This window comes from Pseudomonas sp. ANT_H12B, assembly GCF_008369325.1.
Classification (GTDB): domain Bacteria; phylum Pseudomonadota; class Gammaproteobacteria; order Pseudomonadales; family Pseudomonadaceae; genus Aquipseudomonas.
On record NZ_VOBI01000002.1, the window covers coordinates 383,596 to 408,169 of the forward strand.

20 protein-coding genes and 1 pseudogene are annotated in these 24,574 nt (G+C 60.2%); 11 read left to right on the forward strand and 10 right to left on the reverse strand.

The window, feature by feature from the left end; genetic code table 11:
- The first annotated feature begins 69 nt into the window (after positions 1 to 69).
- From glyA to FQ185_RS04705, 8 genes are all read left to right on the forward strand, one after another.
- Positions 70 to 1,323, forward strand: a complete 1,254-nt coding sequence (glyA, locus tag FQ185_RS04670; RefSeq protein WP_149416475.1) for a serine hydroxymethyltransferase — start codon at positions 70 to 72, stop codon at positions 1,321 to 1,323.
- A gap of 23 nt (positions 1,324 to 1,346) precedes the next feature.
- Positions 1,347 to 2,597 (forward strand): sarcosine oxidase subunit beta, encoded by a 1,251-nt coding sequence (locus FQ185_RS04675; RefSeq protein WP_007947735.1) that lies wholly within the window; start codon positions 1,347 to 1,349, stop codon positions 2,595 to 2,597.
- A gap of 14 nt (positions 2,598 to 2,611) precedes the next feature.
- Positions 2,612 to 2,941, forward strand: a complete 330-nt coding sequence (locus FQ185_RS04680) for a sarcosine oxidase subunit delta (RefSeq protein ID WP_059407449.1) — start codon at positions 2,612 to 2,614, stop codon at positions 2,939 to 2,941.
- Positions 2,938 to 5,955 carry a sarcosine oxidase subunit alpha gene (locus FQ185_RS04685; RefSeq protein WP_149416476.1) on the forward strand — a complete coding sequence of 1,006 codons (3,018 nt, stop codon included), beginning with the start codon at positions 2,938 to 2,940 and terminating at the stop codon, positions 5,953 to 5,955. The genes FQ185_RS04680 and FQ185_RS04685 overlap by 4 nt, the downstream gene beginning before the upstream one ends.
- Positions 5,956 to 6,103: 148 nt before the next feature.
- On the forward strand, positions 6,104 to 6,736 hold the full coding sequence (locus FQ185_RS04690) for a sarcosine oxidase subunit gamma (RefSeq protein WP_149416477.1): 633 nt from the start codon (positions 6,104 to 6,106) through the stop codon (positions 6,734 to 6,736).
- A gap of 126 nt (positions 6,737 to 6,862) precedes the next feature.
- Positions 6,863 to 7,720, forward strand: coding sequence for a formyltetrahydrofolate deformylase (purU, locus tag FQ185_RS04695; RefSeq protein WP_149416478.1), 858 nt, complete (start codon positions 6,863 to 6,865; stop codon positions 7,718 to 7,720).
- 205 nt (positions 7,721 to 7,925) lie between these two features.
- Complete coding sequence (fdhA, locus tag FQ185_RS04700; RefSeq protein ID WP_033053966.1) at positions 7,926 to 9,125, forward strand: formaldehyde dehydrogenase, glutathione-independent; 1,200 nt, start codon at positions 7,926 to 7,928, stop codon at positions 9,123 to 9,125.
- 203 nt (positions 9,126 to 9,328) lie between these two features.
- On the forward strand, positions 9,329 to 9,886 hold the full coding sequence (locus FQ185_RS04705) for a DUF2780 domain-containing protein (protein ID WP_149416479.1): 558 nt from the start codon (positions 9,329 to 9,331) through the stop codon (positions 9,884 to 9,886).
- A gap of 1 nt (position 9,887) precedes the next feature.
- Here the strand turns inward: FQ185_RS04705 and FQ185_RS04710 are convergent, their stop codons facing one another.
- The gene (locus FQ185_RS04710; RefSeq protein ID WP_149416480.1) at positions 9,888 to 10,775 is read right to left on the reverse strand and encodes an acyltransferase; all 888 of its coding nucleotides are present in this window, start codon (positions 10,773 to 10,775) and stop codon (positions 9,888 to 9,890) included.
- A gap of 193 nt (positions 10,776 to 10,968) precedes the next feature.
- On the opposite strand from FQ185_RS04710, the gene FQ185_RS04715 reads away from it, so the two are divergent.
- Together FQ185_RS04715 and FQ185_RS04720 are read left to right on the forward strand one after the other, a co-directional pair.
- The gene (locus FQ185_RS04715) at positions 10,969 to 11,475 is read left to right on the forward strand and encodes an ATP-dependent zinc protease (protein WP_149416481.1); all 507 of its coding nucleotides are present in this window, start codon (positions 10,969 to 10,971) and stop codon (positions 11,473 to 11,475) included.
- Positions 11,476 to 11,550: 75 nt separating this feature from the next.
- Positions 11,551 to 11,892: pseudogene (locus FQ185_RS04720) on the forward strand (inner membrane CreD family protein); the annotation flags it as partial.
- A gap of 196 nt (positions 11,893 to 12,088) precedes the next feature.
- Here the strand turns inward: FQ185_RS04720 and FQ185_RS04725 are convergent.
- The 8 genes from FQ185_RS04725 to FQ185_RS04760 all read right to left on the reverse strand — a co-directional run bounded on the left by FQ185_RS04725 (position 12,089) and on the right by FQ185_RS04760 (position 21,225).
- Complete coding sequence (locus FQ185_RS04725) at positions 12,089 to 12,718, reverse strand: glutathione S-transferase (protein ID WP_149416482.1); 630 nt, start codon at positions 12,716 to 12,718, stop codon at positions 12,089 to 12,091.
- Between the two features lie 171 nt (positions 12,719 to 12,889).
- The gene (locus tag FQ185_RS04730) at positions 12,890 to 13,069 is read right to left on the reverse strand and encodes a hypothetical protein (protein ID WP_090178942.1); all 180 of its coding nucleotides are present in this window, start codon (positions 13,067 to 13,069) and stop codon (positions 12,890 to 12,892) included.
- The gene (locus FQ185_RS04735; protein ID WP_149416483.1) at positions 13,066 to 14,196 is read right to left on the reverse strand and encodes a PepSY domain-containing protein; all 1,131 of its coding nucleotides are present in this window, start codon (positions 14,194 to 14,196) and stop codon (positions 13,066 to 13,068) included. Before FQ185_RS04735 ends, FQ185_RS04730 begins: the two co-directional genes overlap by 4 nt.
- A 65-nt stretch (positions 14,197 to 14,261) precedes the next feature.
- Complete coding sequence (locus FQ185_RS04740; RefSeq protein WP_149416484.1) at positions 14,262 to 16,709, reverse strand: TonB-dependent siderophore receptor; 2,448 nt, start codon at positions 16,707 to 16,709, stop codon at positions 14,262 to 14,264.
- 145 nt (positions 16,710 to 16,854) lie between these two features.
- Complete coding sequence (locus tag FQ185_RS04745) at positions 16,855 to 17,826, reverse strand: FecR domain-containing protein (protein WP_149416485.1); 972 nt, start codon at positions 17,824 to 17,826, stop codon at positions 16,855 to 16,857.
- Positions 17,823 to 18,341, reverse strand: a complete 519-nt coding sequence (locus FQ185_RS04750; RefSeq protein WP_149416486.1) for an RNA polymerase sigma factor — start codon at positions 18,339 to 18,341, stop codon at positions 17,823 to 17,825. Before FQ185_RS04750 ends, FQ185_RS04745 begins: the two co-directional genes overlap by 4 nt.
- Positions 18,342 to 18,580: 239 nt before the next feature.
- Positions 18,581 to 19,288, reverse strand: a complete 708-nt coding sequence (locus FQ185_RS04755) for a PolC-type DNA polymerase III (RefSeq protein ID WP_149416487.1) — start codon at positions 19,286 to 19,288, stop codon at positions 18,581 to 18,583.
- Positions 19,285 to 21,225: a putative nucleotidyltransferase substrate binding domain-containing protein gene (locus FQ185_RS04760; protein WP_149416488.1), complete on the reverse strand. Its 1,941-nt coding sequence runs from the start codon at positions 21,223 to 21,225 to the stop codon at positions 19,285 to 19,287. The genes FQ185_RS04755 and FQ185_RS04760 overlap by 4 nt, the downstream gene beginning before the upstream one ends.
- 254 nt (positions 21,226 to 21,479) lie before the next feature.
- Between FQ185_RS04760 and FQ185_RS04765 the strand changes: the two genes are divergently transcribed.
- Entirely contained in the window at positions 21,480 to 21,926 is a 447-nt protein-coding gene (locus tag FQ185_RS04765) for a response regulator (RefSeq protein ID WP_149416489.1), read from the forward strand.
- Between the two features lie 98 nt (positions 21,927 to 22,024).
- On the opposite strand, the gene FQ185_RS04770 is transcribed toward FQ185_RS04765, so the two are convergent.
- Positions 22,025 to 24,202, reverse strand: coding sequence for a malate synthase G (locus FQ185_RS04770; RefSeq protein ID WP_149416490.1), 2,178 nt, complete (start codon positions 24,200 to 24,202; stop codon positions 22,025 to 22,027).
- Positions 24,203 to 24,574 lie beyond the last annotated feature (372 nt).

Sequence of the window (24,574 nt, forward strand, 5' to 3'; positions counted from 1 at the left end):
AGGGCACTGTCGAAAACGCCAGTGCCTTACCGAGACGAATGGCGCAGAGATGCCGCTGGGAGAGACGCGATGTTCAGCAAGCAAGACCAGATCAAGGGTTACGACGATGCACTGCTGGCGGCGATGAATGCCGAGGAGCAACGCCAGGAAGATCACATCGAGCTGATCGCGTCAGAGAACTACACCAGCAAACGCGTCATGGAAGCGCAAGGCAGCGGCCTGACCAACAAATACGCCGAAGGCTATCCGGGCAAGCGTTACTACGGTGGCTGCGAGCACGTCGATAAAGTTGAAACACTGGCCATCGAACGCGCCAAGCAGCTGTTCGGCGCCGACTACGCCAACGTGCAGCCGCACTCCGGTTCTTCCGCCAACAGCGCCGTTTACCTGGCCCTGATCCAGCCGGGCGACACCATTCTCGGCATGAGCCTGGCTCACGGCGGTCACCTGACCCACGGCGCGAAAGTATCGTCCTCGGGCAAGCTCTACAACGCCGTGCAGTACGGCATCGACACCAAGACCGGGTTGATCGACTACGACGAAGTTGAACGTCTGGCCGTCGAGTGCAAGCCGAAAATGATCGTCGCCGGGTTCTCGGCTTACTCCAAGACCCTCGACTTCCCGCGCTTCCGGCAGATTGCTGACAAGGTCGGTGCGCTGCTGTTCGTCGACATGGCCCACGTTGCCGGCCTGGTCGCCGCTGGCCTGTACCCGAATCCGCTGCCGTACGCTGACGTGGTCACCACCACCACCCACAAGACCCTGCGCGGTCCGCGTGGCGGCTTGATCCTGGCCAAGTCCAACGAAGAGATCGAGAAAAAACTCAACGCCGCGGTATTCCCCGGCGCACAGGGCGGCCCGCTGATGCACGTCATCGCCGGTAAAGCGGTGTGCTTCAAGGAAGCGCTGGAGCCTGGCTTCAAGGCCTACCAACAACAAGTGATCGACAACGCCCAGGCCATGGCCGGCGTATTTATCAAACGCGGCTACGATGTAGTGTCCGGCGGTACCGACAACCACCTGTTCCTGGTCAGCCTGATCCGTCAGGGCCTCACCGGCAAAGAGGCAGATGCAGCACTCGGTCGTGCCCACATCACCGTGAACAAGAACGCTGTTCCGAACGATCCACAGTCGCCGTTCGTAACCTCCGGCCTGCGCATCGGCACCCCGGCGGTGACCACTCGCGGCTTCAAGGTGACCCAGTGCATCACGCTGGCCGGCTGGATCTGCGACATCCTCGATAACCTCGGCGACGCCGATGTCGAGGCCAATGTTGCGCAACAAGTTTCGGCACTGTGCGCGGACTTCCCGGTTTATCGCTGAGCGCGGTTTTGGAGTAAATGACTATGCAACGCTACTCGGGCTTCGGCCTCTTCAAACACTCCCTCAGCCATCACGAAAACTGGCAGAAGATGTGGCGCACGCCGACCCCGAAAAAGGTCTATGACGTGGTCATCGTCGGCGGTGGCGGGCATGGTCTGGCGACCGCCTACTACCTGGCCAAAGAGCACGGCATCACCAACGTGGCCGTGGTCGAGAAAGGCTGGCTGGGCGGCGGTAACACCGCGCGCAACACCACCATCGTTCGCTCCAACTACCTGTGGGACGAGTCGGCGCACCTGTACGAACACGCGATGAAATTGTGGGAAGGTCTGTCCCAGGACCTGAACTACAACGTGATGTTCTCCCAGCGTGGCGTTTACAACCTGTGCCACACCCTGCAGGACATTCGTGATTCCGAGCGTCGGGTCAGCGCCAACCGCCTTAACGGCGTGGACGGCGAACTGCTCGATGCCAAACAAGTGGCTGACGAGATTCCGTACCTCGACTGCTCCAAGAACACGCGCTACCCGGTCATGGGCGCCACCGTCCAGCGTCGCGGCGGCGTGGCTCGTCACGATGCCGTGGCGTGGGGCTTTGCCCGTGCCGCCGACGCCTTGGGCGTTGACCTGATTCAACAGACCGAAGTGATCGGTTTCCGCAAGGAAAACGGCGTGTGCATCGGCGTTGAAACCAACAAAGGCTTCATCGGCGCCAAGCGCGTCGGTGTGGTGACCGCCGGTAACTCCGGGCACATGGCCAAACTCGCCGGTTTCCGTCTGCCGATCGAATCCCACCCGCTGCAAGCGCTGGTGTCCGAGCCGATCAAGCCGATTATCGACAGCGTGATCATGTCCAACGCCGTACACGGTTACATCAGCCAGTCCGACAAGGGCGACCTGGTGATCGGCGCCGGTATCGACGGCTACAACGGCTACGGCCAGCGTGGTTCGTACCCGGTGATCGAGCACACCATCCAGGCCATCGTCGAGATGTTCCCGGTGTTGTCCCGCGTACGCATGAACCGTCAGTGGGGCGGCATCGTCGACACCACGCCGGATGCGTGCCCGATCATCTCGAAAACCCCGGTCCCGAACATGTTCTTCAACTGCGGTTGGGGCACCGGTGGCTTCAAGGCAACACCTGGCTCGGGCAACGTGTTTGCCGCGAGTCTGGCCAAGGGTGAAATGCACCCATTGGCTGCACCTTTCTCCATCGACCGTTTCCACAACGGTGCGTTGATCGACGAACACGGCGCTGCTGCGGTTGCCCACTAACAGGAGAAATCCCCATGTTGCATATCTTCTGTCCTCACTGCGGCGAGCTGCGCTCCGAAGAGGAATTCCACGCATCCGGCCAGGCGCACATCCCGCGTCCACTGGATCCGACTACCTGCACCGACGAGGAGTGGGGCGACTATATGTTCTTCCGCGATAACCCTCGCGGTCTGCACCACGAGCTGTGGGATCACGTCGCCGGTTGCCGTCAGTATTTCAACGCCACCCGCGACACCGTGACCTACGAGATTCTCGAAACTTACAAGATCGGCACCAAGCCACAATTCACCGACAAGACCGATAGCCCGAAAGCGGCCGCCACGGCTCTGGGAGAGAAGGTATGAGCCAGATCAATCGCCTGTCCAACGGCGGACGGATCGACCGCAACAAAGTGCTGAGCTTCACCTTCAACGGCCAGACCTATAAAGGCTTTGAAGGCGACTCCCTGGCCGCAGCCTTGCTGGCCAACGGTGTCGACATCATCGGTCGCAGCTTCAAGTATTCCCGTCCGCGCGGCATCTTCGCCGCTGGCGCCGAAGAGCCGAACGCTGTGCTGCAGATCGGCGCGACCGAAGCCACGCAGATCCCGAACGTACGCGCTACGCAACAAGCGCTCTATCAAGGTTTGGTCGCCACCAGCACCAACGGCTGGCCGAGCGTGAACAACGACATGATGGGGATTCTCGGCAAGGTCGGCGGCAAGCTGATGCCGCCGGGCTTCTACTACAAAACTTTCATGTACCCGCAATCGTTCTGGATGACTTACGAGAAATACATCCGTAAGGCTGCAGGTTTAGGCCGCTCGCCGACCGAGAACGATCCGGACACCTACGACTACATGAACCAGCACTGCGACGTGCTGATCGTCGGCGGTGGCCCGGCTGGACTGGCCGCTGCACTGGCGGCTGCCCGCAGCGGCGCCCGCGTAATCCTCGCCGATGAGCAGGAAGAGTTCGGCGGCAGCCTGCTCGACTCCCGCGAAAGCCTCGACGGCAAGCCTGCCAGCGAGTGGGTCGCCAGCGTTATCGACGAGCTGAAAAACACCCCGGACGTGCTGCTGTTGCCGCGCGCCACGGTCAACGGTTACCACGACCACAACTTCCTGACCATTCACGAGCGCCTGACCGATCACCTCGGCGACCGCGCCCCGATTGGCCAAGTGCGTCAGCGCATCCACCGGGTTCGCGCCAAGCGTGTGGTCCTGGCGACCGGCGCGTGCGAGCGTCCGCTGGTCTACGGCAACAACGACGTGCCGGGCAACATGCTCGCCGGCGCTGTTTCCACCTACGTGCGCCGTTACGGCGTGGCACCGGGCAAAAAACTGGTGCTGTCGACCAACAACGATCACGCCTATCGCGTTGCTCTGGATTGGCTCGACGCCAGCCTGCAAGTCGTCGCCATCGCCGATGCCCGCAGCAATCCGCGCGGTGCGCTGGTGGAAGAAGCACGCGCCAAAGGCATTCGCATCCTGACCGGCAGTGCCGTGATCGAGGCTCGCGGCACCAAGCGCGTGACCGCGGCGCGCATCGCTGCGATTGATGTCAAAGGTCACGCTGTTACCAGTCCTGGCGAATGGCTGGATTGCGACCTCGTCGCGACGTCTGGCGGTTACAGCCCGGTGGTTCACTTGGCTTCGCACTTGGGCGGCAAGCCGACCTGGCGTGAAGACATCCTCGGTTTCGTACCGGGCGAAGCACCGCAGAAACGCGTATGCGTGGGTGGCATCAACGGCGTCTATGGCCTCGGTGATTCCCTGGTAGATGGTTTTGCAGGTGGTGCTCGCGCCGCCAGCGAAGCCGGTTTCAGCGTGGTCGAAGGCGCCTTGCCGAAAGCCCTGAGCCGTCTGGAAGAACCGACATTGGCGCTGTTCCAGGTGCCTCACGAAAAAGGCACCGCGCGCGGGCCGAAGCAATTCGTCGACCTGCAGAACGACGTCACCGCTGCCGCCATCGAACTGGCGACCCGCGAAGGCTTCGAGTCGGTCGAGCACGTCAAACGCTACACCGCGCTGGGCTTCGGCACTGACCAGGGCAAGCTCGGCAACGTCAACGGTCTGGCCATTGCCGCCCGTTCGCTGAACGTGACCATCCCGCAGATGGGCACCACCATGTTCCGTCCGAACTACACGCCGGTAACATTCGGCGCCGTGGCCGGCCGTCATTGTGGGCACATCTTTGAGCCTGTCCGTCACACCGCGCTGCATCATTGGCACGTGAAAAACGGCGCCGAGTTTGAAGACGTCGGTCAATGGAAGCGCCCTTGGTACTTCCCGAAAAACGGTGAAGACCTGCACGCCGCCGTGAAACGCGAATGCAAAGCCGTGCGCGACAGCGTCGGCCTGCTGGACGCCTCGACCCTGGGCAAAATCGACATCCAGGGCCCGGACTCGCGCGAGTTCCTCAACCGCATCTACACCAACGCCTGGACCAAGCTCGACGTGGGCAAGGCGCGCTACGGCCTGATGTGCAAAGAAGACGGCATGGTGTTCGACGACGGCGTAACAGCCTGTCTCGCTGACAACCATTTCGTGATGACCACCACCACTGGCGGCGCTGCACGCGTATTGCAATGGCTGGAAATCTACCACCAGACCGAATGGCCAAACCTGAAGGTGTACTTCACCTCCGTGACGGATCACTGGGCAACCATGACCCTGTCGGGGCCGAACAGCCGCAAGCTGCTCAGCGCAGTCACCGACATAGACCTGACCAACGAAGCGTTCCCGTTCATGACCTGGAAAGAAGGTCTGGTCGGCGGCGTACCAGCGCGGGTGTTCCGGATTTCGTTTACCGGTGAGCTGTCGTACGAAGTCAACGTTCAGGCCGACTACGCCATGGGCGTGCTGGAAAAAATCGTCGAGGCCGGCAAGCAGTACAACCTGACCCCGTATGGCACCGAAACCATGCACGTGCTGCGGGCCGAGAAGGGTTTCATCATCGTTGGCCAGGACACTGACGGGTCGATGACTCCGGATGACCTGAACATGGGCTGGTGTGTCGGTCGCACCAAACCGTTCTCGTGGATCGGCCAGCGTGGCATGAACCGTGAAGACTGCGTGCGTGACCAGCGCAAACAGCTGGTGGGCCTGAAGCCGATCGATCCGACCAAATGGCTGCCGGAAGGTGCGCAACTGGTGTTCAACACCAAGCAAACCATCCCGATGACCATGGTGGGCCACGTGACTTCCAGCTACTTGCACAACTCTCTCGGCTATTCGTTTGCCATGGGTGTGGTGAAAGGCGGGTTGAAGCGTATCGGCGAGCGCGTGTTCGCACCGCTGGCCGATGGCAGCGTGATCGAAGCGGAAATCGTTTCTTCGGTGTTCTTCGATCCGAAAGGGGATCGCCAGAACATCTAATGGCTTCGGGTCCTGTGGGGTGCCTGCTACCGCCATCGCGAGCAGGCTCGCTCCCACAGGAGATCGCGGTCAAATGTGGGAGCGAGCCTGCTCGCGATGGCGGCAGAACAGCCTCCACAGGACCAACAGAATTTAGGAAAGGTGCTTTATGACCGCAGCCAATGTTTACCAACAACGCCCAACCACCGGGGCCAAGGCCGAGTCGTCGCTGCATCACGCCGACCTCGCCAGCCTGGTGGGCAAGGGTCGCAAAAGCGCCGGCGTGATCGTGCGTGAGAAAAAACTCCTCGGCCACCTGACCATCCGTGGCGATGGCCATGATGCGGCGTTCGCTGCCGGTGTGCACAAAGCCCTCGGCATCGAATTGCCGGGCGCGCTCACCGTCATCGTCAAAGGCGAAACCAGCCTGCAATGGATGGGGCCGGATGAATGGCTGCTGATCGTGCCGACCGGTGAAGAATTCGCCGCCGAGCAAAAACTGCGTGAAGCGCTGGGCGACCTGCACATCGCGATCACCAACGTCAGCGGCGGCCAGCAGCTCCTCGAACTGAGCGGCCCGAACGTGCGCCAGGTGCTGATGAAGTCCACCAGCTACGACGTGCACCCCAACAGCTTTCCGGTGGGCAAGGCCGTCGGCACCGTGTTTGCCAAGTCGCAACTGGTGATCCGCCATACCTCCGAAGACACCTGGGAGCTGCTGATTCGTCGCAGCTTCTCGGATTACTGGTGGTTGTGGTTGCAGGATGCGGCCGCCGAATACGGCCTTAGCGTTCAGGCGTAATGATCGTTCCCACGCTCTGCGTGGGAATGCATCCCGGGACGCTCCGCGTCCCAAAGCGGACGCAGAGCGTCCATGGCGGCGTTCCCACGCAGAGCGTGGGAACGATCAGATAGGAGTCACCGCACTATGAGCCGCGCCCCAGACACATGGATTCTGACCGCCGACTGCCCAAGCGTTCTCGGCACCGTGGACGCGGTGACCCGCTTTCTGTTCGAGCAGGGCTGCTACGTCACCGAGCACCATTCCTTCGATGATCGGCTTTCGGGCCGTTTCTTCATTCGCGTGGAATTCCGCCAGCCGGACGGCTTCGACGAGCAAGCCTTCCGCGCCGGCCTCGAAGAACGCGGCCAAGCCTTCGGCATGATCTTCGAACTGACGCCACCGAACTACCGGCCAAAAGTGGTAATCATGGTCTCCAAGGCCGATCACTGTCTCAACGATTTGCTCTACCGCCAGCGCATCGGCCAGTTGTCGATGGACGTGGCCGCCGTGGTCTCCAACCACCCGGACCTCAAACCGTTGGCCGATTGGCACCAGATTCCGTACTACCACTTCCCGCTCGACCCGAACGACAAGCCGACGCAGGAGCGTCAGGTCTTGCAGGTGATCGAAGAGTCTGGCGCCGAACTGGTGATCCTTGCCCGTTACATGCAAGTCCTGTCGCCAGAGCTGTGCCGCAAACTCGACGGCAAGGCGATCAACATCCATCACTCCCTGCTACCGGGTTTCAAGGGCGCCAAGCCCTATCACCAGGCCTACAACAAGGGCGTGAAACTGGTTGGCGCTACGGCGCACTACATCAACAACGACCTGGACGAAGGCCCGATCATCGCCCAGGGGGTCGAGGTCGTGGACCACAGTCATTACCCGGAAGATTTGATCGCCAAGGGGCGGGATATCGAAGGACTGACGTTGGCCCGGGCCGTTGGTTATCACATTGAAAGACGAGTGTTTTTGAACGCCAATCGCACCGTCGTTCTTTAGATCGCCATCGCTAGCAGGCTAGCTCCCACAGGGTTTTGGGTTGTTCACAAATCCTGTGCTCACCCGAATCACTGTGGGAGCTGGCCTGCCAGCGATGGGGCCATAACAGACAACACAAGACACACAGGCAACAACCCGAGCAATCAACGCGCCGCCGATCCATGGCGACGCGACCGCTACATAAAAACAACAGCGAGGTGAAAGCATGTCTGGCAATCGTGGTGTGGTGTATCTCGGCGATGGCAAAGTCGAAATACAGAAAATCGACTATCCGAAAATGCAGGACCCGCGCGGCAGGAAGATTAATCACGCTGTCATCCTGCGCGTGGTTTCCACCAACATCTGTGGTTCCGATCAGCACATGGTGCGCGGTCGTACTACGGCTCAAACCGGCCTGGTACTGGGTCACGAAATCACCGGTGAAGTGATCGAGAAGGGCAGCGACGTCGAGAACCTGCAGATTGGCGACCTGGTATCGGTGCCGTTCAACGTCGCTTGCGGGCGCTGCCGTTCCTGCAAAGAGATGCACACCGGTGTTTGCCTGAGCGTTAACCCGGCGCGTCCGGGCGGTGCGTACGGTTATGTCGACATGGGCGACTGGACCGGCGGTCAGGCTGAATACGCGATGGTGCCGTATGCCGACTTCAACCTGCTGAAACTTCCGGATCGCGATCGTGCGATGGAAAAAATCCGCGACCTGACCTGCCTCTCCGACATCCTGCCGACCGGTTACCACGGCGCAGTGACGGCCGGCGTTGGTCCGGGCAGCACCGTGTACATCGCCGGTGCCGGTCCTGTCGGTCTGGCCGCTGCCGCTTCCGCTCGCCTGTTGGGCGCAGCGGTGGTGATCATCGGTGACGTCAACACCGTCCGCCTGGCGCACGCCAAGGCTCAGGGTTTCGAAATCGCCGACCTGTCCCTGGACACCCCGCTGCACGAACAAATCGCTGCACTGCTGGGCGAACCAGAAGTGGATTGCGCCGTCGACGCCGTGGGCTTCGAAGCGCGTGGTCACGGCCATGACGGCGTGAAACACGAGGCTCCGGCCACCGTGCTCAACTCGCTGATGGGTGTGGTTCGGGTTGCCGGCAAAATCGGTATCCCAGGCCTGTACGTGACTGAAGATCCGGGTGCAGTCGACGCCGCCGCGAAGATGGGCAGCCTGAGCATCCGCTTCGGTTTGGGCTGGGCCAAATCCCACAGCTTCCACACTGGCCAGACGCCAGTCATGAAGTACAACCGCCAGCTGATGCAGGCGATCATGTGGGACCGCATTCACATTGCCGACATCGTGGGCGTGGAAGTCATCAGCCTGGATGACGCGCCACGTGGTTATGGCGAGTTCGATGCGGGTGTACCGAAGAAGTTTGTGATCGATCCGCACAAACTGTTTAGCGCAGCGTAAAGGCTTCTGGCAAAACAAAACGGCGACCCTTGGGGCGCCGTTTTTTATGACTGGAATGATCGTTCTCACGCTCGGTCAGTTCTTTTTCGACTGTTCGTCAGGGACTCGCCAAGGCTGGGAACAATCCCTCTGGATGCCAGTCCAACACACGATTTTTCGCTGCCCATTGCCGGGCGGTTTTCATGGCACTTGAGGATGTCTGGATGAAGATTTCACGCGGTTTTGCACTGGCTTCGCTGATGTGTCTGGCAGCCAGTCCGGTCTTTGCTCAGTTCAGCCTGTTCGATGCGGCCAATGCCCTCTCCGGCACGCAGGGCGATGACGCCGCCGCGGCCGCGCCGACTTCGCAGACGGCCGGTCTGCTGAGTGCGCTCAGTCAATTGAACGTGACGCCAGAACAAGCCATTGGCGGTGCCGGGGCGATGCTTGGTCTGGCGAAGAATCAATTGAGTTCGACCGACTACTCGGAGTTGGCCAAAAGCGTGCCCGGCATCGAGTTGCTGTCCGGTGGCGGTGAACTGGGTGTCCTCAGCGGCTTGCTTGGCTCGTCCGGTAAATCGGCAGGCCTGGACAACCTCATGGGCAACGTGAGTAACACCAACGACCTGAACAGTGCCTTCAGCGCATTGGGCATGGACACTGGCATGATCGGCCTGTTTGCCCCCGTGCTTCTGCAGTTTTTCGGTCAGCAGGGCGTCGGCGGTTCACTGCTGCAAAACCTGGGCGGGATCTGGGGCGCAGGCACCGGTTCCGGTATCTGATTCAGCGGCGCTCGGCGCGCAACGCGTCGATGCGCAGGTCCTTCTCGATCCAGAGCTGGTTGACCCAGTTCTGGACCGTTTCGCGAAACACTGGATCGTTTTCGTAATCGCCTTGCCACAACGCCGGGTCCAGCTCGCGGGTCTTGATGTCGATAATGATCCGCGGCACGTTGCCGCTGATCAGATCCCAGAACCCCGGAATCTTTTGGTTCGGATATACCACCGTCACATCCAGAACGGCGTCCAGCTGTTCGCCCATCGCCGCCAACACAAACGCCACACCACCCGCCTTGGGTTTGAGCAGGTGAGTGAAGGGTGACTGCTGCTGGGCACTTTTCGCTGCAGTGAACCGGGTACCTTCCAGATAATTGACCACCGTTACCGGCTGACGCTTGTACAACGCGCACGCCGCTTTGGTGATCTCCAGATCCTTGCCGGCCAGTTCAGGGTTTTTCGCCAGAAACGCCTTGGTGTAGCGCTTCATGAACGGGTAATCCAGGGCCCACCAGGCCAGTCCCAGGAATGGCACCCAGATCAGCTCTTTCTTGAGAAAGAACTTGAAGAACGGCGTGCGTCGGTTCAGCGTCTGGATCAGTGCCGGAATATCCACCCAGGATTGATGGTTGCTGATCACCAGGTACGAGGTGTCGCGGCGCAGATGATCGCCACCGCGAATGTCCCATTGAGTAGGGATGCACAGCCGGAAGATCAGCTTGTCGATTTCGGCCCAGGTTTCGGCGATCCACATCACCACCCCTGAGGCAACATCGCGAAAGCGCCCGGGCAGGACCAGCTTGAGCAAGGCGAACAGCATCAGCGGGCCGAACAGGACCAAAGTGTTGAGCAACAGCAGCAGGGTAACGAAACAGCCGGTGAGCAGGCGGCGCATAAGTAACTCTTGAAAGCTTTTGGGCGCGCCATGATAGGCAGCTTCGGGCGGAAGGCCAAATCGGTGACGACAAATGTTTCACTTTCGAACCGGTATGTTTGGCCTAACCGATCGTTCCCACGCGGAGCATGGGAACGATCATGCGTATAACGGTCTAAAATCCCGCAGCCCACTCTTCAAGGAAGCCCATTACGTGAAATCCCTCCTTGCACTGCTTTCCCTCGTGGCACTGCCAGTCCTGGCTGCTGAGCCGACCCTGTACGGGCGCTACGAATATATCGCGCTGCCGGAAATCGGCGGCGAAGTCCTCAAGGCCAAAATGGACACCGGCGCCCTGACTGCGTCGCTGTCGGCCAAGGACATTGAGACCTTCACCCGCGACGGCGACGAGTGGGTGCGCTTCCGCCTCGGCACCAAAGACGCGAGCAACAAGGTCTACGAACACAAGATCGCGCGGATCAGCAAGATCAAGACCCGCTCCGAAGAAGACGAGGACGAGAAGGACGAGAGCGCACCCACCAAACGTCCGGTCGTCGATCTGGAGCTGTGCCTGGGCAACGTCAAACGCACGGTGGAGGTCAACCTCACCGACCGCAGCAGCTTCAACTACCCGCTGTTGATCGGCGCCAAAGCCTTGCGTGAGTTCGGTGCGGCGGTGAACCCGGCGCGACGCTTCACGGCAGACAAACCCGACTGCTGATTGACGGCGAATCAGCCCTGGAGCACCGTTCGCCCACTTAACTGCCGGGCTCGGACGCCATGCTTCATATTCCCCTTTGCTGGATTCTTCCTCTTCGAAGTGTTCAAAAGCCTGGCGGTACACCCTGTGCAATACGCCTTGGTGGGTGTCGCTCTGGCGTTTTTCTACCTGCTGTTGCTGTCACTGTCCGAACACATCGGCTTCGCCCTGGCGTATCTGCTGTCGGCGGGGTTGGCGGCGCTGTATGGCCTGCTTTATGGATTGTTGAGCGCCGAGGATTACGCGCTGTTGATGGGCTCGTTGCTGTTGTTTGGGTTGCTGGGCGTGTTCATGGTGCTGACGCGCAAGCTGGACGGGTACGGGATTGGGCAGAAATCGGTGAAGCCACTGGAGTTTGATATCGGAGCGGTGGAATGAACCGGTCGTTGGGATTGCGCGAGGATCAGTGAGAAGGGGAAGGGCTGGCGACGCGGGTTGCGGTGTTGTTTCCAGTGGATCCGCTGTGGTGCCATCGCGAGCAAGGGATCTCCAATGAACACAAAGTTTGTGCACACAACCGATCAACGGTGGGAGTGAGCTTGCTCGCGATGAGGCCCGTAGCGTCGGCGAAAACCTAGACCTTAGGCATTGTCGCCAGCATCGAAGCCCGCTGACTCACCTCAAAATACCAGGCCGCCAGCTGCGGATTCGCCGTGCGCCATTGCAGATCCGGATGGCGCAAATCCAGGTAGCCCAACGCACACGCCACACTGATCGCAGCGACATCGAAATGGCTGGTCAGCTCGGCGATCGCGTCCTTTTCCAGCAGCGCCAGCGCGCGACGAATCTTGTCGCGCTGGCCATCGAGCCACTCGTCCCAGTGTTTCTCCGGGGCGCGCAGGGCCACTTCATAACGAATCAGCACCGCGGCGTCCATGATCCCGTCGGCCAGGGAGGCCAGGGTCAAGCGGCGCCAGCGGGCCGAGCCATCGCGGGGGATCAGCGGGTTGCCGACGTGCTGGTGGTCGAGGTAATCGAGGATCACCCGGCTGTCATGGATGACGTTGCCGTCGGCCAGGCGCAGGGCGGGAATCTTGCCCAACGGGTTGTCTTCGTTGAGGGCAAGATCCGGGCTGACCGGGCTGAGCACACTGGCTTGCAGTGCCACGCGGTCCTGTTGTCCGGTCTCGTGCAGCAGCACCATGACTTTGCGAACGTACGGCGACAAAGGGTTGTGGATCAGGGTCATGCTGGGGGCGGACATGGCAGCGTCTCGGTCGGTGGCAGTGCTGGGCAGCATAGCGCGTTGACCCGGGAGCTCAAGCGGCACATGTGGAACCAGGCGACCCGATTTCGAGGCGGACTGATTTCGTAGCAGCTGTCGAGCCTCGCGGGCTCGGCAGCTGTTACGAGGGTTGCGATCGGACCGTTTGCGTCAGCGACGTTGCAGCAGGCCGCGCAGCGCGAGAGCGGCGGGAACGCCCAGGCCAAGCCAGCTCAACGCGTCCCACACGCCATCCCCCAACAGCGCGGCAAATAACCCGGCGGCGCTGAGCAGGGCGATGACCGTGGGGGTGGCGAAGACTTTCCAGAAGTTCGACTGCCTTGGCCTCATGCTTGAGCCTCTGCTTGTTCAAGCGCAGGTTTGGCAGCCTTGCGCCGCACCACCCACAGGTAAACCCCGCTGCCGAGCACGATGATCGTCAGCACATCGAGCGTCGCCCAGAGGATTTTCATTGGCATGCCGCCGTAGTCACCGAAGTGCAGCGGTTGTGACATGCCCATGGCGTCCATGTACCACGGCCGTTCGGCCACGGCGGTCACTTGCAGGGTGCTGGCGTCGATCAGTACCGGTGTCAGCAGGTGCGATGTCAGGTGAGTGCTGCCTTTCATGAACACCGCGTAATGGTGTTCGCTGGAGAATCGTGTGCCGGGGAAAGCGATGAAATCCGGCTGCATGCCCGGTGCGACTTCCTTGGCGATATCGAGCAAACGGGTCGCTGGCGCCAGTTGTGTCAGCGGTGGAGCGTCACGGTATGGCGCGACCATCGCGCTCAGGCTGTCGTTGCGCCAGGCGGCAATCAACAGGTCGGCGCAGGCACTGATGACGCCGGTCACGCCGACCACCAGCGCCCAGGTCAGGGTCACCACGCCGATCAGGTTATGCAAGTCGAGCCAGCGCAGGCGGGTGGATTTGTCCTGACGCACGGTGGCGAATTTCACGCGCCGCATGAATGGCAGGTACAGCACCGTCCCGGAAATTATGGCCACGACAAACATCAGCCCCATGAACGCCAGCAGCAACTTGCCCGGCAGGCCGGCAAACATGTCCACGTGCAGGCGCAGCATGATCATCATGAAGCCGCCGTTGGCCGACGGCATCTCCAGCGCTTCACCGGTGCGGGCGTCGAGCATGAAGGTGTGAGACGAATTCGGCTCGGTGCCGGCAGTGGCTGCCATGATCGCGATCGCGGCGTTGGGCTCGTCTTCGTCGAAGCCGAAATACTGCATGACTTCGCCGGGACGGTGCTTTTCAGCCGCCTGCACCAATTGCTGCAAATTCAGCAGCGGGGTGTTCGCCGGCATTGCCTTCAACTCAGCGGCATCGCCCAGCAGGTGGTCGATTTCGTGGTGGAAGATCAACGGCAAGCCGGTCAGCGCCAGCATCAGCAGAAAGACCGTGCAGATCAGACTGGTCCAAGTGTGGACGAAGGACCAGCTGCGAATTGTTTTGCTTTTCATCACGGGTTTCCAAAGGCAAAAGGGCCGCAGTTCAGGCGGCCCTTCGGTGACAGTTTTCTAACGTCTTAGAATTTGTAATTCACGCTGGCAACGACATTGCGCTCGTCCCCGTAGTAGCACCAGTAACCGTCGCAGTTGGACAAGTAGTCTTTGTTGAACAGGTTCTTGGCTTCGACGGCAACTGTCACACCCTTCATGCTGCTGTTCATGCGACCCAAATCGTAATGCATCGCCGCGTCGTAAACAGTGTAGGAACCGACGTGGGCGACTTCGGTGTTAGCGGTGTTGCCGTAGGTATCGCCGACATATCGCACACCGGCACCCACGCCAAAACCGTCGAGCAGCCCTGCATGCCATGTGTAGTCTCCCCACAGGGTGGCCTGATTGCGCGGGATCAATGCCATGCGGTTGCCGACTTCAGTGGGCAGGCCTTTGCGGATTTCGGTATCGGTATAGGTATAGGAACCGACCAGCTTGAGGTTATCCGTCACTTCGGTAGTGGCTTCCAGTTCCAGACCGCGAACCTGCAATTCGCCGACCGAACGCGTGAAGCTGCCTTCCGTGACTTTTACGTTTTGCTGGCGCAGGTCGTACACCGCAGCGGTCAGCAGGGTGTTGCTGCCCACGGGCTGGAATTTCACACCCACTTCATACTGACGACCTTCGGTTGGCTTGAACGACTGCGTGGCAGCAACCGCAGCACCGGAGGTTGGCTGGAATGATTCGGTGTAGGAAATGTAAGGTGTCACGCCGTTGTCGAACACATAGCTCAGCCCGACGTTGCCGGTGAAAGCCTTGTCGCGCTGGGTGCTGGTGGCATCGCCACTGTTGTGAAAAGTGGTGCCTGTATGGACCCAGTCTTCACGACCACCCAGCGTCAGGCGCCAGTTGTCGAGTGCCATCTGGTCTTGAATGTAAAGGCCGGTCTGGTAGGTCTTCTGGCTGAAATCCTGCAACGCAAAATAGCTGACGTTGGACATGTCCTGGCCGTACACCGGACGATGAATGTTGATCGCAGGCACGTTGCTGCCGGTGATACTGCCGTCGGCGCCGTAGGTATAAGAGCCGCCGTACAGCCATTCATAATTGGTGTTCGAACGCTGGTGATCGAGTCCCAGCAGCAGCGTATGGTCAATGGCCCCTGTCTGGAAGTCCGCCTGGAAATTGTTGTCGACGGCGAATTGGCTGATGTCTTCATTGACGATGCCGGACTCGCGATTGACGTTGCCATCAGCGTCGACAGTGTTGAAGGTGCCGACGTTCACCGCCTGAAATGCCAGGTCGCTTTTGGTGTAGCGCAGGTTCTGGCGGAACTGCCAGATATCGTTCAGGCGATGTTCGAAGGCATAACCCAGCGCGTAGTAGGTGCGATCGTAAAAGTCCCAATCCGGCTCGCCAAGGTTCTTGTGGTGGGAAATCTTGCTGCCTGCCAGTTTGGTGCCCTGCAACGGCAGAAACTGACCGGTGATCCCGGTATCGTCACGCGTGTATTGGGAAATGAACGTCAGGCTGGTGTCTTCGTTGATGTTCCAGGTCAGGCTCGGCGCGATGTTGTAGCGCTTGTCCGGGATATGGTCGACCGGTGCATTACTGTCGCGCGCCACGCCACTGACGCGGTACAGGAATTTGCCTTCGTCATCGATCTTGCCGGTGCTGTCGAAGTTGATCTGCTTGTGTTCGTTGCTGCCGGCCTGGAATTCGACCTGATTGGCGCTTTCAGCCTGCGGGCGACGGCTGACCATGTCGAGCATGCCGCCCGGTGGGGTCTGGCCATAAACCGAGGAGGCCGGGCCGCGCAGCACGGTGATGCGCTCGAGGTTCCACGGCTCGACTTTCGGGTTGGAGAACGAACCTTTCGGCAGCGGCAGGCCGTCGAGGAACTGGGTCGGGTCGAAGCCGCGCACCCGCAGCCAGTCGGCGCGGGAGTCGGAACCATAACCGCTGCTCTGTACGCCAGCGGTGTAGCGCAGAGCGTCATTGAGGTTGAGCACTTGGCGCTCGTCCAGTTGCTCACGGGTGATTACCGTCATCGAGCGCGGTACTTCGACGATGGCAGTATCGGTTTTGGTTCCTGCAGCAGTGCGGGTCGCAACATAACCCGCAGCCGGGCCCCAGGCACTTTCATACGCTTGCTGTCCGATCACACTGGTTTCCGGCAGGGCCATCACACCCTCGGGCACGGCCACCAGGCTGAAGGTGCCAGTGCTGCTCTGTTCCAGTTGCAGACCGGTGCCGAGCAAGGCTTCACGCAGGGCGCCGGCGCCGTCGAATTGGCCTTTGACCGGAGCCGAGGTTTTACCCGCAGCCAGCGATGGATTCAACGACAACGCGAGGCCCGCCTGGCTGGCGATCTGATTGAGGGTGCTGGCCAGTGGCGCGGCCGGCAGGTTGTAGGCGCGAACGCTGGACGCCTGTTCAGCGGCAACCAGCTGGCTGCTGGCCAGGGGGGCGCAAAGGGCAATGGCGACCGCCAGCAAACTGGGGCGCAACAAGGTGTCTAGCGAGCGGGACATACAGCGGCTCCTGAAAGGGAATACTTCTCAATTACCTAGGTGCCGAACGAGAATTCAAAAGTGATAGGGCTGATTGAAAATAATTTCGATTCAGTAAACAAGTTGGGTGTTGTTCAAGATCGTTCCCACGAGAGCGTGGGAACGATCATTTAGCCTCAGTCTTCGCCGCCACCGTCACCCACCAAGACGTGTGCTGTTCAATCTGTACCGGCAGGGTCGGCAGCAGCGCGCTCAACGCCTTGTCGGTGTCATGCAGCGGGAAGCTGCCGGTGATTCGCAGGTCGGCGACCTCGGGTGCAACACCCAAATACCCGCGGCGATAGCGACCAAGTTCATGGACCAAGTCTTCCAGCCGCGTGTCGTCCACCACCAGCATGCCTCGGGTCCAGGCATCTGCGCCGAGGTTGAGCGCGATGATCGGCCCCAGACCATTGCTGCGCATCAACACTTGCTGGCCTTCGCGCAGAATCTGTTCTTCAGGGCTCGATTGCGGGTGAGCGGCCACCGCTGACTTCAACACGCTCAGGCGCGTGCCTTCTTCTTCACGCTTGACCAGGAACCGCGTGCCCAGTGCGCGCATGCTGCCTTCGCGGGTTTCGACGATAAACGGCCGGGCATCGCCGTGGCCGGTTTCGACGAGGATTTCCCCTTCCTGAAGGACGATCAGCCGCTGCTTTTCATCGAAACGCACGTCCACGGCACTGTGGGTATTGAGGTTGACCAGCGTGCCGTCGCTCAGGCGCAACGTGCGTTGCTCGCCGGTGGCGGTGCGTTGATCGGCCAGCCAATAGTCGACCGGCAGATAGCGATCACCAGCAAACAGCGCCAACCCGATCACCGCGACAATGCTGGCGACGCCGCTGCCCAATTTGCGCACGCGCCGGCGAATGCTTTCGCGCGATTGCAACAAGGCTGTGCGGGCCGGTCCGCTGGCGACGCTGAATCGCTGGTCGAGCATGCCCAACTGACGCCAGGCACGGGCATGTTCTTCATGAGCGGCGTGCCATTTGGCGAACTCTTCGCGCTCCACCGGGTTGCCGGAATCCAGGGACAATTGCCAGGCAATCGCGGCATCCAGCACTTGCGCTGACACTGGTTTGGAACTGACCGGGTTCATACCGGCTCACCGTACAGCGCGATGTAACACTGACGAATGCCTTGGGCCAGGTATTGACGAACCCGCGGCACCGACACACCCAGACGCTCGGCGATTTCCGCATGGGTGAGGCCGTCGAGACGGTTATAGAGAAATGCTGCCCGGGCCTTGCTCGAGAGCTTGCCGAGCAGGCGGTCGATGGCTTTAAGGTCTTCGAGGATCATTTGCTGTTCTTCCACCGACGGTTGTTCGCCCTCGGGGATCAGCATCAGCTCGGTGAGGTAAGCCTGCTCCAGCGCGGCGCGGCGGAAGTAGTCGAACAGCAGGCCCTTGGCGATCGCCACCAGAAACGCCCGCGGTTCGCGAGGTTCCTTCAGTTCATCACGGCCCAGTAGCCGCACGAAGGTGTCCTGGCTCAGGTCTTCGGCCCGTTGCGGGCAGGCCACATTGCGTCGAAGCCAAGCCAATAGCCAACCGCGATGGTCGCGATATAACGCACCGACGAGCTCACTCTGAGGGCTTTGGACTGACGACACGCAGCATCACCGATTGGGAAGTGTTAACTAACGAGAATTGTTCGCGATTGTGGCAGAGGCGGGAGAGGTAAGCAATTGGCCACTGGTCAGGTGGATTTATTGGCGTGTATTCAATTGGACCGCGTTATCGTTCATCGCGGGCAAGCCACGCTCCCACAGGTTCTGAGTCGTTCTCGAAAAAACCTGTGGGAGCGGGCTCGTCGGATCGCCGCGAAGGCGTCCGAACAAGCGCCGCAGATTCAGAAGGAATGTGTGTGCTGGCGTCGTTTCCACTGATTCAGGCGCTGTTGCAGATTCGCCGGACTGTGAATTTGCTGCTGCCGCGCGCGACTGAACAGGATCAGCGCCAACTCTGCGGTGGCTAGCGCATCGGCACTGGCATTGTGACGCTCGAACACTTCGAGCTTGAACCAGTCAATCCACTCATCCAGGCCGGCTTCGCGAATGTGCGCCTGAGGGCAAAGCAACGGCGCGATATCCGCCACATCCAGAAACACATGCTGCAATTTGTAGCCCAGATGATCCTTCAAGGCGCGCCCGAGCATGTGCTGGTCGAACGGCGCATGAAACGCCAACACCGGACTGCCACCGACGAACTCCATGAATTCGAGCAAGGCTTGCGCCGGGTCGCTGCCAGCGGCAATCGCGCTGGGACCCAGGCCATGAATCAGGACGCTGGGGCCGAGTTTGAGTTCGCTGCACTGCAAGGTGCGTTCGAACTGCTGACTGAAGTCGATCGCACCGTCCTCGATCACCACCGCGCCGATGGACAATACGCGATCCTTGTTCAGGTTCAGCCCGGTGGTTTCCAGGTCGAGCACCACCCAGCGTTGTTCACGCAGGCTGCATTCGCTCAGCGCGAGGGCCGTCGGCAAGCGTTCCAGACGTTGCTGCAGTTCGTCGGGTACAGCCGGACCTGCCGGGCGCAGCCATGAGAACAGGCTCATAGCTGATACCGCAGGGCCAGGCTGCTTTGCAAGCGTTGAGCCTGGCGCAGGGATTCACGCAGGATTCGACGATCAAGGTGATTGAGGCTGTCCGGATCGACCCGATTGGAGTAGGGCAAATTCTCCCGAGTCTGTAGCTGATGTTGCTGCATGCGGGTTTGCTGGATGAAGTGATACGCCTCTTCGTAGGCCGCACCGTCCAGACGTTCGATCACTTCGTTGTCCACTAGCTGTCGGAAGCGCTCCAGGGTGTTGTTCGCTTCGATGCCGTGGGCGAGCGCCAGCAGGCGAGCAGCGTCGACAAACGGCGTCAGCCCTTGGACTTTCAAGTCCAGAGTGGCTTTCTCGCCATTCTTGCGAGCCAGTACGAACTCACGGAAACGTCCCACGGGCGGTCGGTTGCGCAGGGCATTCTCGGCCATCATTCGCTGGAACAACCGGTTGTCATTCACCTGATCGAGAATCCCCTGACGCAGCTGCTCGCAGCCTTGCTCGTCACCCCAGACCACGCGCAAGTCGAAATAGATGGTCGAACCCAGCAAGTTCTCCGGCGTGGCCTCGCGGATAAACGCCGCAAAACGTCGCGCCCATTCGGCCCGGGACAAACACAGCTCGGGGTTGCCGGCCATGATATTGCCCTTGCACAAGGTAAAGCCGCAGAGCGCCAGGCTCTGATTGATCTGCTGGGCGATGGGCAACAACTTGCCGCGAATCTCGGCCGCGTGGGCGGCATCCCGGGCTTCGAACAGAATGCCGTTGTCCTGATCGGTGTGCAGCGTCTGTTCGCGGCGGCCTTCGCTGCCGAAACACAGCCAACTGAACGGTACGCCGGGGTCGCCTTTCTCGGCGAGGGTCAGCTCGATCACCCGGCACACCGTGTGATCGTTGAGCAGGGTGATGATGTGCGTGATCTGGGTCGAAGACGCGCCGTGGGCCAGCATGCGTTCGACCAGTTGGCCGATCTCGCCGCGCATCGCCACCAGGTTTTCAACGCGCTGGGCGCTGCGGATGGTCCGCGCCAGGTGCACCAGGTCGACCCGTTGCAGGGAAAACAGGTCGCGTTCCGAGACCACGCCGCACAGGCGATGGTCCTTGACCAGGCAGACGTGGGCGATATGCCGCTCGGTCATCGCAATCGCCGCATCGAAGGCGCTGTGGTCCGGCGACAGGTAAAACGGCGCCCGGGTCATGTGGCGCTCGATAGCTTCGTTGAAATCGTTAGTGCCGTCGGCCACCACGTGGCGCAGGTCGCGCAGAGTGAAAATCCCCAGCGGCGCTTTATGTTCGTCGACCACCACAATGCTGCCGACTTGCTGCTCGTGCATCAGGGTCACGGCTTCGCGCAACGGCATGGCAGGACTGCAGGTCACCGGATGGCGCATGGCCAATTCACCCAGACGGGTATTGAGCGAATATTGAGTTCCGAGGGTTTCCACGGCTTTTTGCTGGACTTGCTGGTTGACCTGATCCAGCAGGCTGCTTACGCCGCGTAGGGCAAAGTCGCGAAACGCGTTGGAAAGCGCGAACAGTTTGATGAACGCCAGCTTATTCAGCTGTAGGCAAAAGGTGTCTTCGGCGGCCAGATGCTCGGTGCGAGTCGCACGTTCTCCCAGCAGCGCGGCGAGGGGAAAACACTCGCCGGCGGCGATTTCGAAGGTGGTTTCGGTGCCGCCCTTGGCGGTGTGCGGACGCTCACCCACGACCCGGCCTTGTTTGACGATGTAGAAATGCTCAACCGGGCCGTCGGCGGGTTTGATGATGCCCTCGCCGGGCGCATAAAAACGCAGCTGACATTGTTCGACCAAATACGCCAGGTGGGCGTGTTCCATCTGATTGAAGGGCGGGAAGCGCTGAAGGAACTGCAAAGTGCCCTGGATGTTCTGCAACACCGCGGTTTTCCCTGCCTGTGTGAAGGCATCCTCTTTACTCATAACCATTACCGCAGTCTTTTTTTGAATTGTTGTTGTCGGATGACTCAGCCATGGTCGGCCCCTGCGCGCAGGGTGCCCATTGGACGTAAGTCTAGGTAGGCAATGCAGGTGTCGGAAGTTAGGAAATGTCTGACGCAACTATCAGAAAAACCTCCTACATTGGCTATAGGAGAACTTTCCGACGAAGTGCACATTGAAGGTCCTACTGGCGATGTCTGACGAATGAGCCAGACGATTGTATGAAATGTAGAGAAAGCGCCATGTCCGACCACGATATTTTGAGTGACGCCGAGCGCGAGGCGCTGAGCGCCGTCATGCTGGAACCCGATCTACCGCCGCAACGGGTACTGATCGTCGACGACGATAAAGACGCACGGGAGTTGCTGTCGGAGATTCTTGCTCTGGGTGGTATTCGCTGCATGACGGCTGCCAGTGGTGAAACCGCACTCAAGATGCTGGACGAGAAACCATCGATTGGCCTGGTGATTACCGATCTGCGGATGGGAAATGTCGATGGTCTGGACCTGATTCGTCAGGTTCGTGAATCGGTGCGAGCGGCTATGCCGATCATCATCGTTTCCGGTGACGCCGATGTACAAGACGCGATCGCTGCGATGCACTTGAGCGTGGTCGACTTCCTGCTCAAACCTGTCGATACCGACAAGCTGTTGGCGCTGGTCAAGCACGAGTTGGGAATGGATGTTTAGGTTGATCGTTCCCACGCAGAGCGTGGGAACGATCAACCTCAAACCAAAAAGCCCTGATCTTTCGATCAGGGCTTTTTTTGTCCGGCGTCGGCGCTTAGTTACAGGCCATTGGCAGCCTTGAACTCGCGACGGCGACGGTGCAGCACCGGCTCGGTATAGCCGTTCGGCTGTTGGGTGCCTTCAACCACCAGTTCGACCGCCGCCTGGAAGGCGATGTTGCTGTCGAAGTTCGGTGCCAGCGGGCGATACAACGGGTCATTGGCGTTCTGACGGTCAACCACAGGCGCCATGCGCTTGAGGCTTTCCATGACCTGCTCTTCGGTGACGATGCCATGACGCAGCCAGTTGGCGATGTGCTGGCTGGAAATCCGCAGCGTCGCACGGTCTTCCATCAGGCCGATGTCGCTGATGTCCGGCACTTTCGAGCAACCCACGCCCTGATCGATCCAGCGCACCACGTAACCGAGAATGCCTTGGGCGTTGTTGTCCAGTTCATTCTTGATCTGCTCTGGGGTCCAGTCGGGATTGACGGCCAACGGGATGGTCAGGATGTCGTCAACCGAAGCGCGCGCACGTTTGGCCAGTTCGGCCTGACGGGCGAACACATCGACCTTGTGGTAGTGCAGCGCGTGCAGCGCGGCGGCGGTGGGCGATGGAACCCACGCCGTGTTCGCGCCGGCCATCGGGTGGGCGATTTTCTGTTCGAGCATCGCCGCCATCAGGTCGGGCATGGCCCACATGCCTTTACCGATCTGGGCGCGGCCTTGCAGACCGGTGCTCAAACCGATATCGACGTTCCAGTTTTCGTAGGCGCCAATCCACTTTTCAGCTTTCATGTCGGCCTTGCGCACCATCGGGCCGGCTTCCATGGAAGTGTGGATTTCGTCGCCCGTGCGGTCGAGGAAACCGGTATTGATGAACACCACGCGCTCGCTGGCAGCCTTGATGCAGGCCTTGAGGTTGACCGTGGTACGGCGCTCCTCGTCCATGATCCCGACTTTGAGGGTGTTGCGCGGCAAGCCCAGCACCTCTTCAACGCGACCGAACAGCTCGTTGGTGAACGCGGCTTCTTCAGGGCCGTGCATCTTCGGCTTCACGATATAGACCGAGCCGGTGCGGCTGTTCTTGCGCGAGTTGTTGCCGTTGAGGCTGTGGATCGCCGCGAGGCTGGTCAACAGACCGTCGAGAATGCCTTCCGGCACTTCGTTGCCGTCTTTGTCGAGGATCGCGTCGATGGTCATCAGGTGACCGACGTTGCGCACGAACAACAGCGAACGGCCGTGCAGGCTCAGTTCTTTACCATCGACACCGGTATAAGTGCGGTCGGCGTTCATGGTGCGGGTAAAAGTCTGACCGCCCTTGGAGACTTCTTCCGACAGATCGCCCTTCATCAGGCCGAGCCAGTTGCGGTAGATCACCACTTTGTCATCGGCATCGACGGCGGCGACGGAGTCTTCGCAGTCCATGATCGTGGTCAGCGCGGCTTCCATCAGGATGTCTTTGACGCCGGCCGCGTCGGTCTGGCCGACCGGGGTGCTGGCATCGACCTGGATTTCGAAATGCAGGCCGTTGTTTTTCAGCAGGATCGCGGTCGGTGCCGATGCATCGCCGTGGAACCCGATCAGCTGGGCATCGTTGCGCAGGCCGCTGTTGCTGCCACCTTTAAGGGCGACCGCCAGTTTGCCGTCGACGATTTTGTAAGCGGTGGAATCGACATGGGAGCCGGCAGCCAATGGCGCGGCTTCGTCGAGGAAGGCGCGGGCGAAGGCAATCACCTTGTCACCGCGAACCTTGTTATAGCCTTTGCCTTTTTCCGCGCCGTCAGCCTCGCTGATGGCATCGGTGCCGTAGAGCGCGTCATACAGCGAACCCCAGCGGGAGTTCGAGGCATTGAGCGCGAAGCGGGCGTTCATCACCGGAACCACGAGCTGTGGACCGGCCATGCGGGCGATTTCGTCATCGACGTTTTGCGTCGTTGCCTGGAAATCAGCCGCTTCTGGCAGCAGATAACCGATGTCTTGCAAGAAGGCTTTGTAGGCCACAGCATCGTGCGCTTGACCCGCACGAGTCTGGTGCCAGGCATCAATACGTGCCTGGAAATCATCGCGTTTGGCGAGTAGGGCTTTGTTCTTCGGCGCCAGGTCATGAATGACCTTGTCGGCATCGGCCCAGAACTTATCGGCGGTGAGGCCGGTACCGGGAATGGCTTCGTTGTTCACGAAGTCGAACAGGACTTTGGCGACCTGCAGGCCACCGACTTGAACGTGTTCAGTCATTGCTTGCCTCACTCTGCTCAGCTATTTCGCTTTTCAGCTCTTCAATTTTGACAATGAAGCCTCTGGCCATTTAAACCACAAACCCGTCTGCCAGTACATGCCATTGCGGGCGGCTGGGTTCGGTCCAATCAACGGCTTGGGGCCTTGCTGACGGGGCTTTCAGGGTTGTGGCTGCGCCTGTGGCAGACATCGATCCAACGTTATGTAGTGCGCGCTGCGGCATACTACATGATGAATTGCGGTTGTGAAAATTAGACTAATTACGTCGTTCTGCGACCCCGTGACGCATTGCAGTCACGTCGGGGAGCGAGATGTTCTCAAAAAACTATTGGATTGTTCCAGTTAAATATCAAAACTTGTACACGATTTGTT

Excerpts from the sequence above, each read along its gene's own strand:
- FQ185_RS04770 (WP_149416490.1), bottom strand. The coding sequence starts at position 24,202 with ATGACTGAACACGTTCAAGTCGGTGGCCTGCAGGTCGCCAAAGTCCTG.
- FQ185_RS04710 (WP_149416480.1), bottom strand. The coding sequence starts at position 10,775 with ATGCGCCGCCTGCTCACCGGCTGTTTCGTTACCCTGCTGCTGTTGCTC.
- FQ185_RS04725 (WP_149416482.1), bottom strand. The coding sequence starts at position 12,718 with ATGTCCGCCCCCAGCATGACCCTGATCCACAACCCTTTGTCGCCGTAC.
- FQ185_RS04760 (WP_149416488.1), bottom strand. The coding sequence starts at position 21,225 with ATGGTTATGAGTAAAGAGGATGCCTTCACACAGGCAGGGAAAACCGCG.
- FQ185_RS04685 (WP_149416476.1), top strand. The coding sequence starts at position 2,938 with ATGAGCCAGATCAATCGCCTGTCCAACGGCGGACGGATCGACCGCAAC.
- fdhA (WP_033053966.1), top strand. The coding sequence starts at position 7,926 with ATGTCTGGCAATCGTGGTGTGGTGTATCTCGGCGATGGCAAAGTCGAA.
- purU (WP_149416478.1), top strand. The coding sequence starts at position 6,863 with ATGAGCCGCGCCCCAGACACATGGATTCTGACCGCCGACTGCCCAAGC.
- FQ185_RS04705 (WP_149416479.1), top strand. The coding sequence starts at position 9,329 with ATGAAGATTTCACGCGGTTTTGCACTGGCTTCGCTGATGTGTCTGGCA.
- FQ185_RS04730 (WP_090178942.1), bottom strand. The coding sequence starts at position 13,069 with ATGAGGCCAAGGCAGTCGAACTTCTGGAAAGTCTTCGCCACCCCCACG.
- FQ185_RS04740 (WP_149416484.1), bottom strand. The coding sequence starts at position 16,709 with ATGTCCCGCTCGCTAGACACCTTGTTGCGCCCCAGTTTGCTGGCGGTC.
- FQ185_RS04735 (WP_149416483.1), bottom strand. The coding sequence starts at position 14,196 with ATGAAAAGCAAAACAATTCGCAGCTGGTCCTTCGTCCACACTTGGACC.
- FQ185_RS04755 (WP_149416487.1), bottom strand. The coding sequence starts at position 19,288 with ATGAGCCTGTTCTCATGGCTGCGCCCGGCAGGTCCGGCTGTACCCGAC.
- FQ185_RS04680 (WP_059407449.1), top strand. The coding sequence starts at position 2,612 with ATGTTGCATATCTTCTGTCCTCACTGCGGCGAGCTGCGCTCCGAAGAG.
- FQ185_RS04675 (WP_007947735.1), top strand. The coding sequence starts at position 1,347 with ATGCAACGCTACTCGGGCTTCGGCCTCTTCAAACACTCCCTCAGCCAT.
- glyA (WP_149416475.1), top strand. The coding sequence starts at position 70 with ATGTTCAGCAAGCAAGACCAGATCAAGGGTTACGACGATGCACTGCTG.
- FQ185_RS04765 (WP_149416489.1), top strand. The coding sequence starts at position 21,480 with ATGTCCGACCACGATATTTTGAGTGACGCCGAGCGCGAGGCGCTGAGC.
- FQ185_RS04690 (WP_149416477.1), top strand. The coding sequence starts at position 6,104 with ATGACCGCAGCCAATGTTTACCAACAACGCCCAACCACCGGGGCCAAG.
- FQ185_RS04745 (WP_149416485.1), bottom strand. The coding sequence starts at position 17,826 with ATGAACCCGGTCAGTTCCAAACCAGTGTCAGCGCAAGTGCTGGATGCC.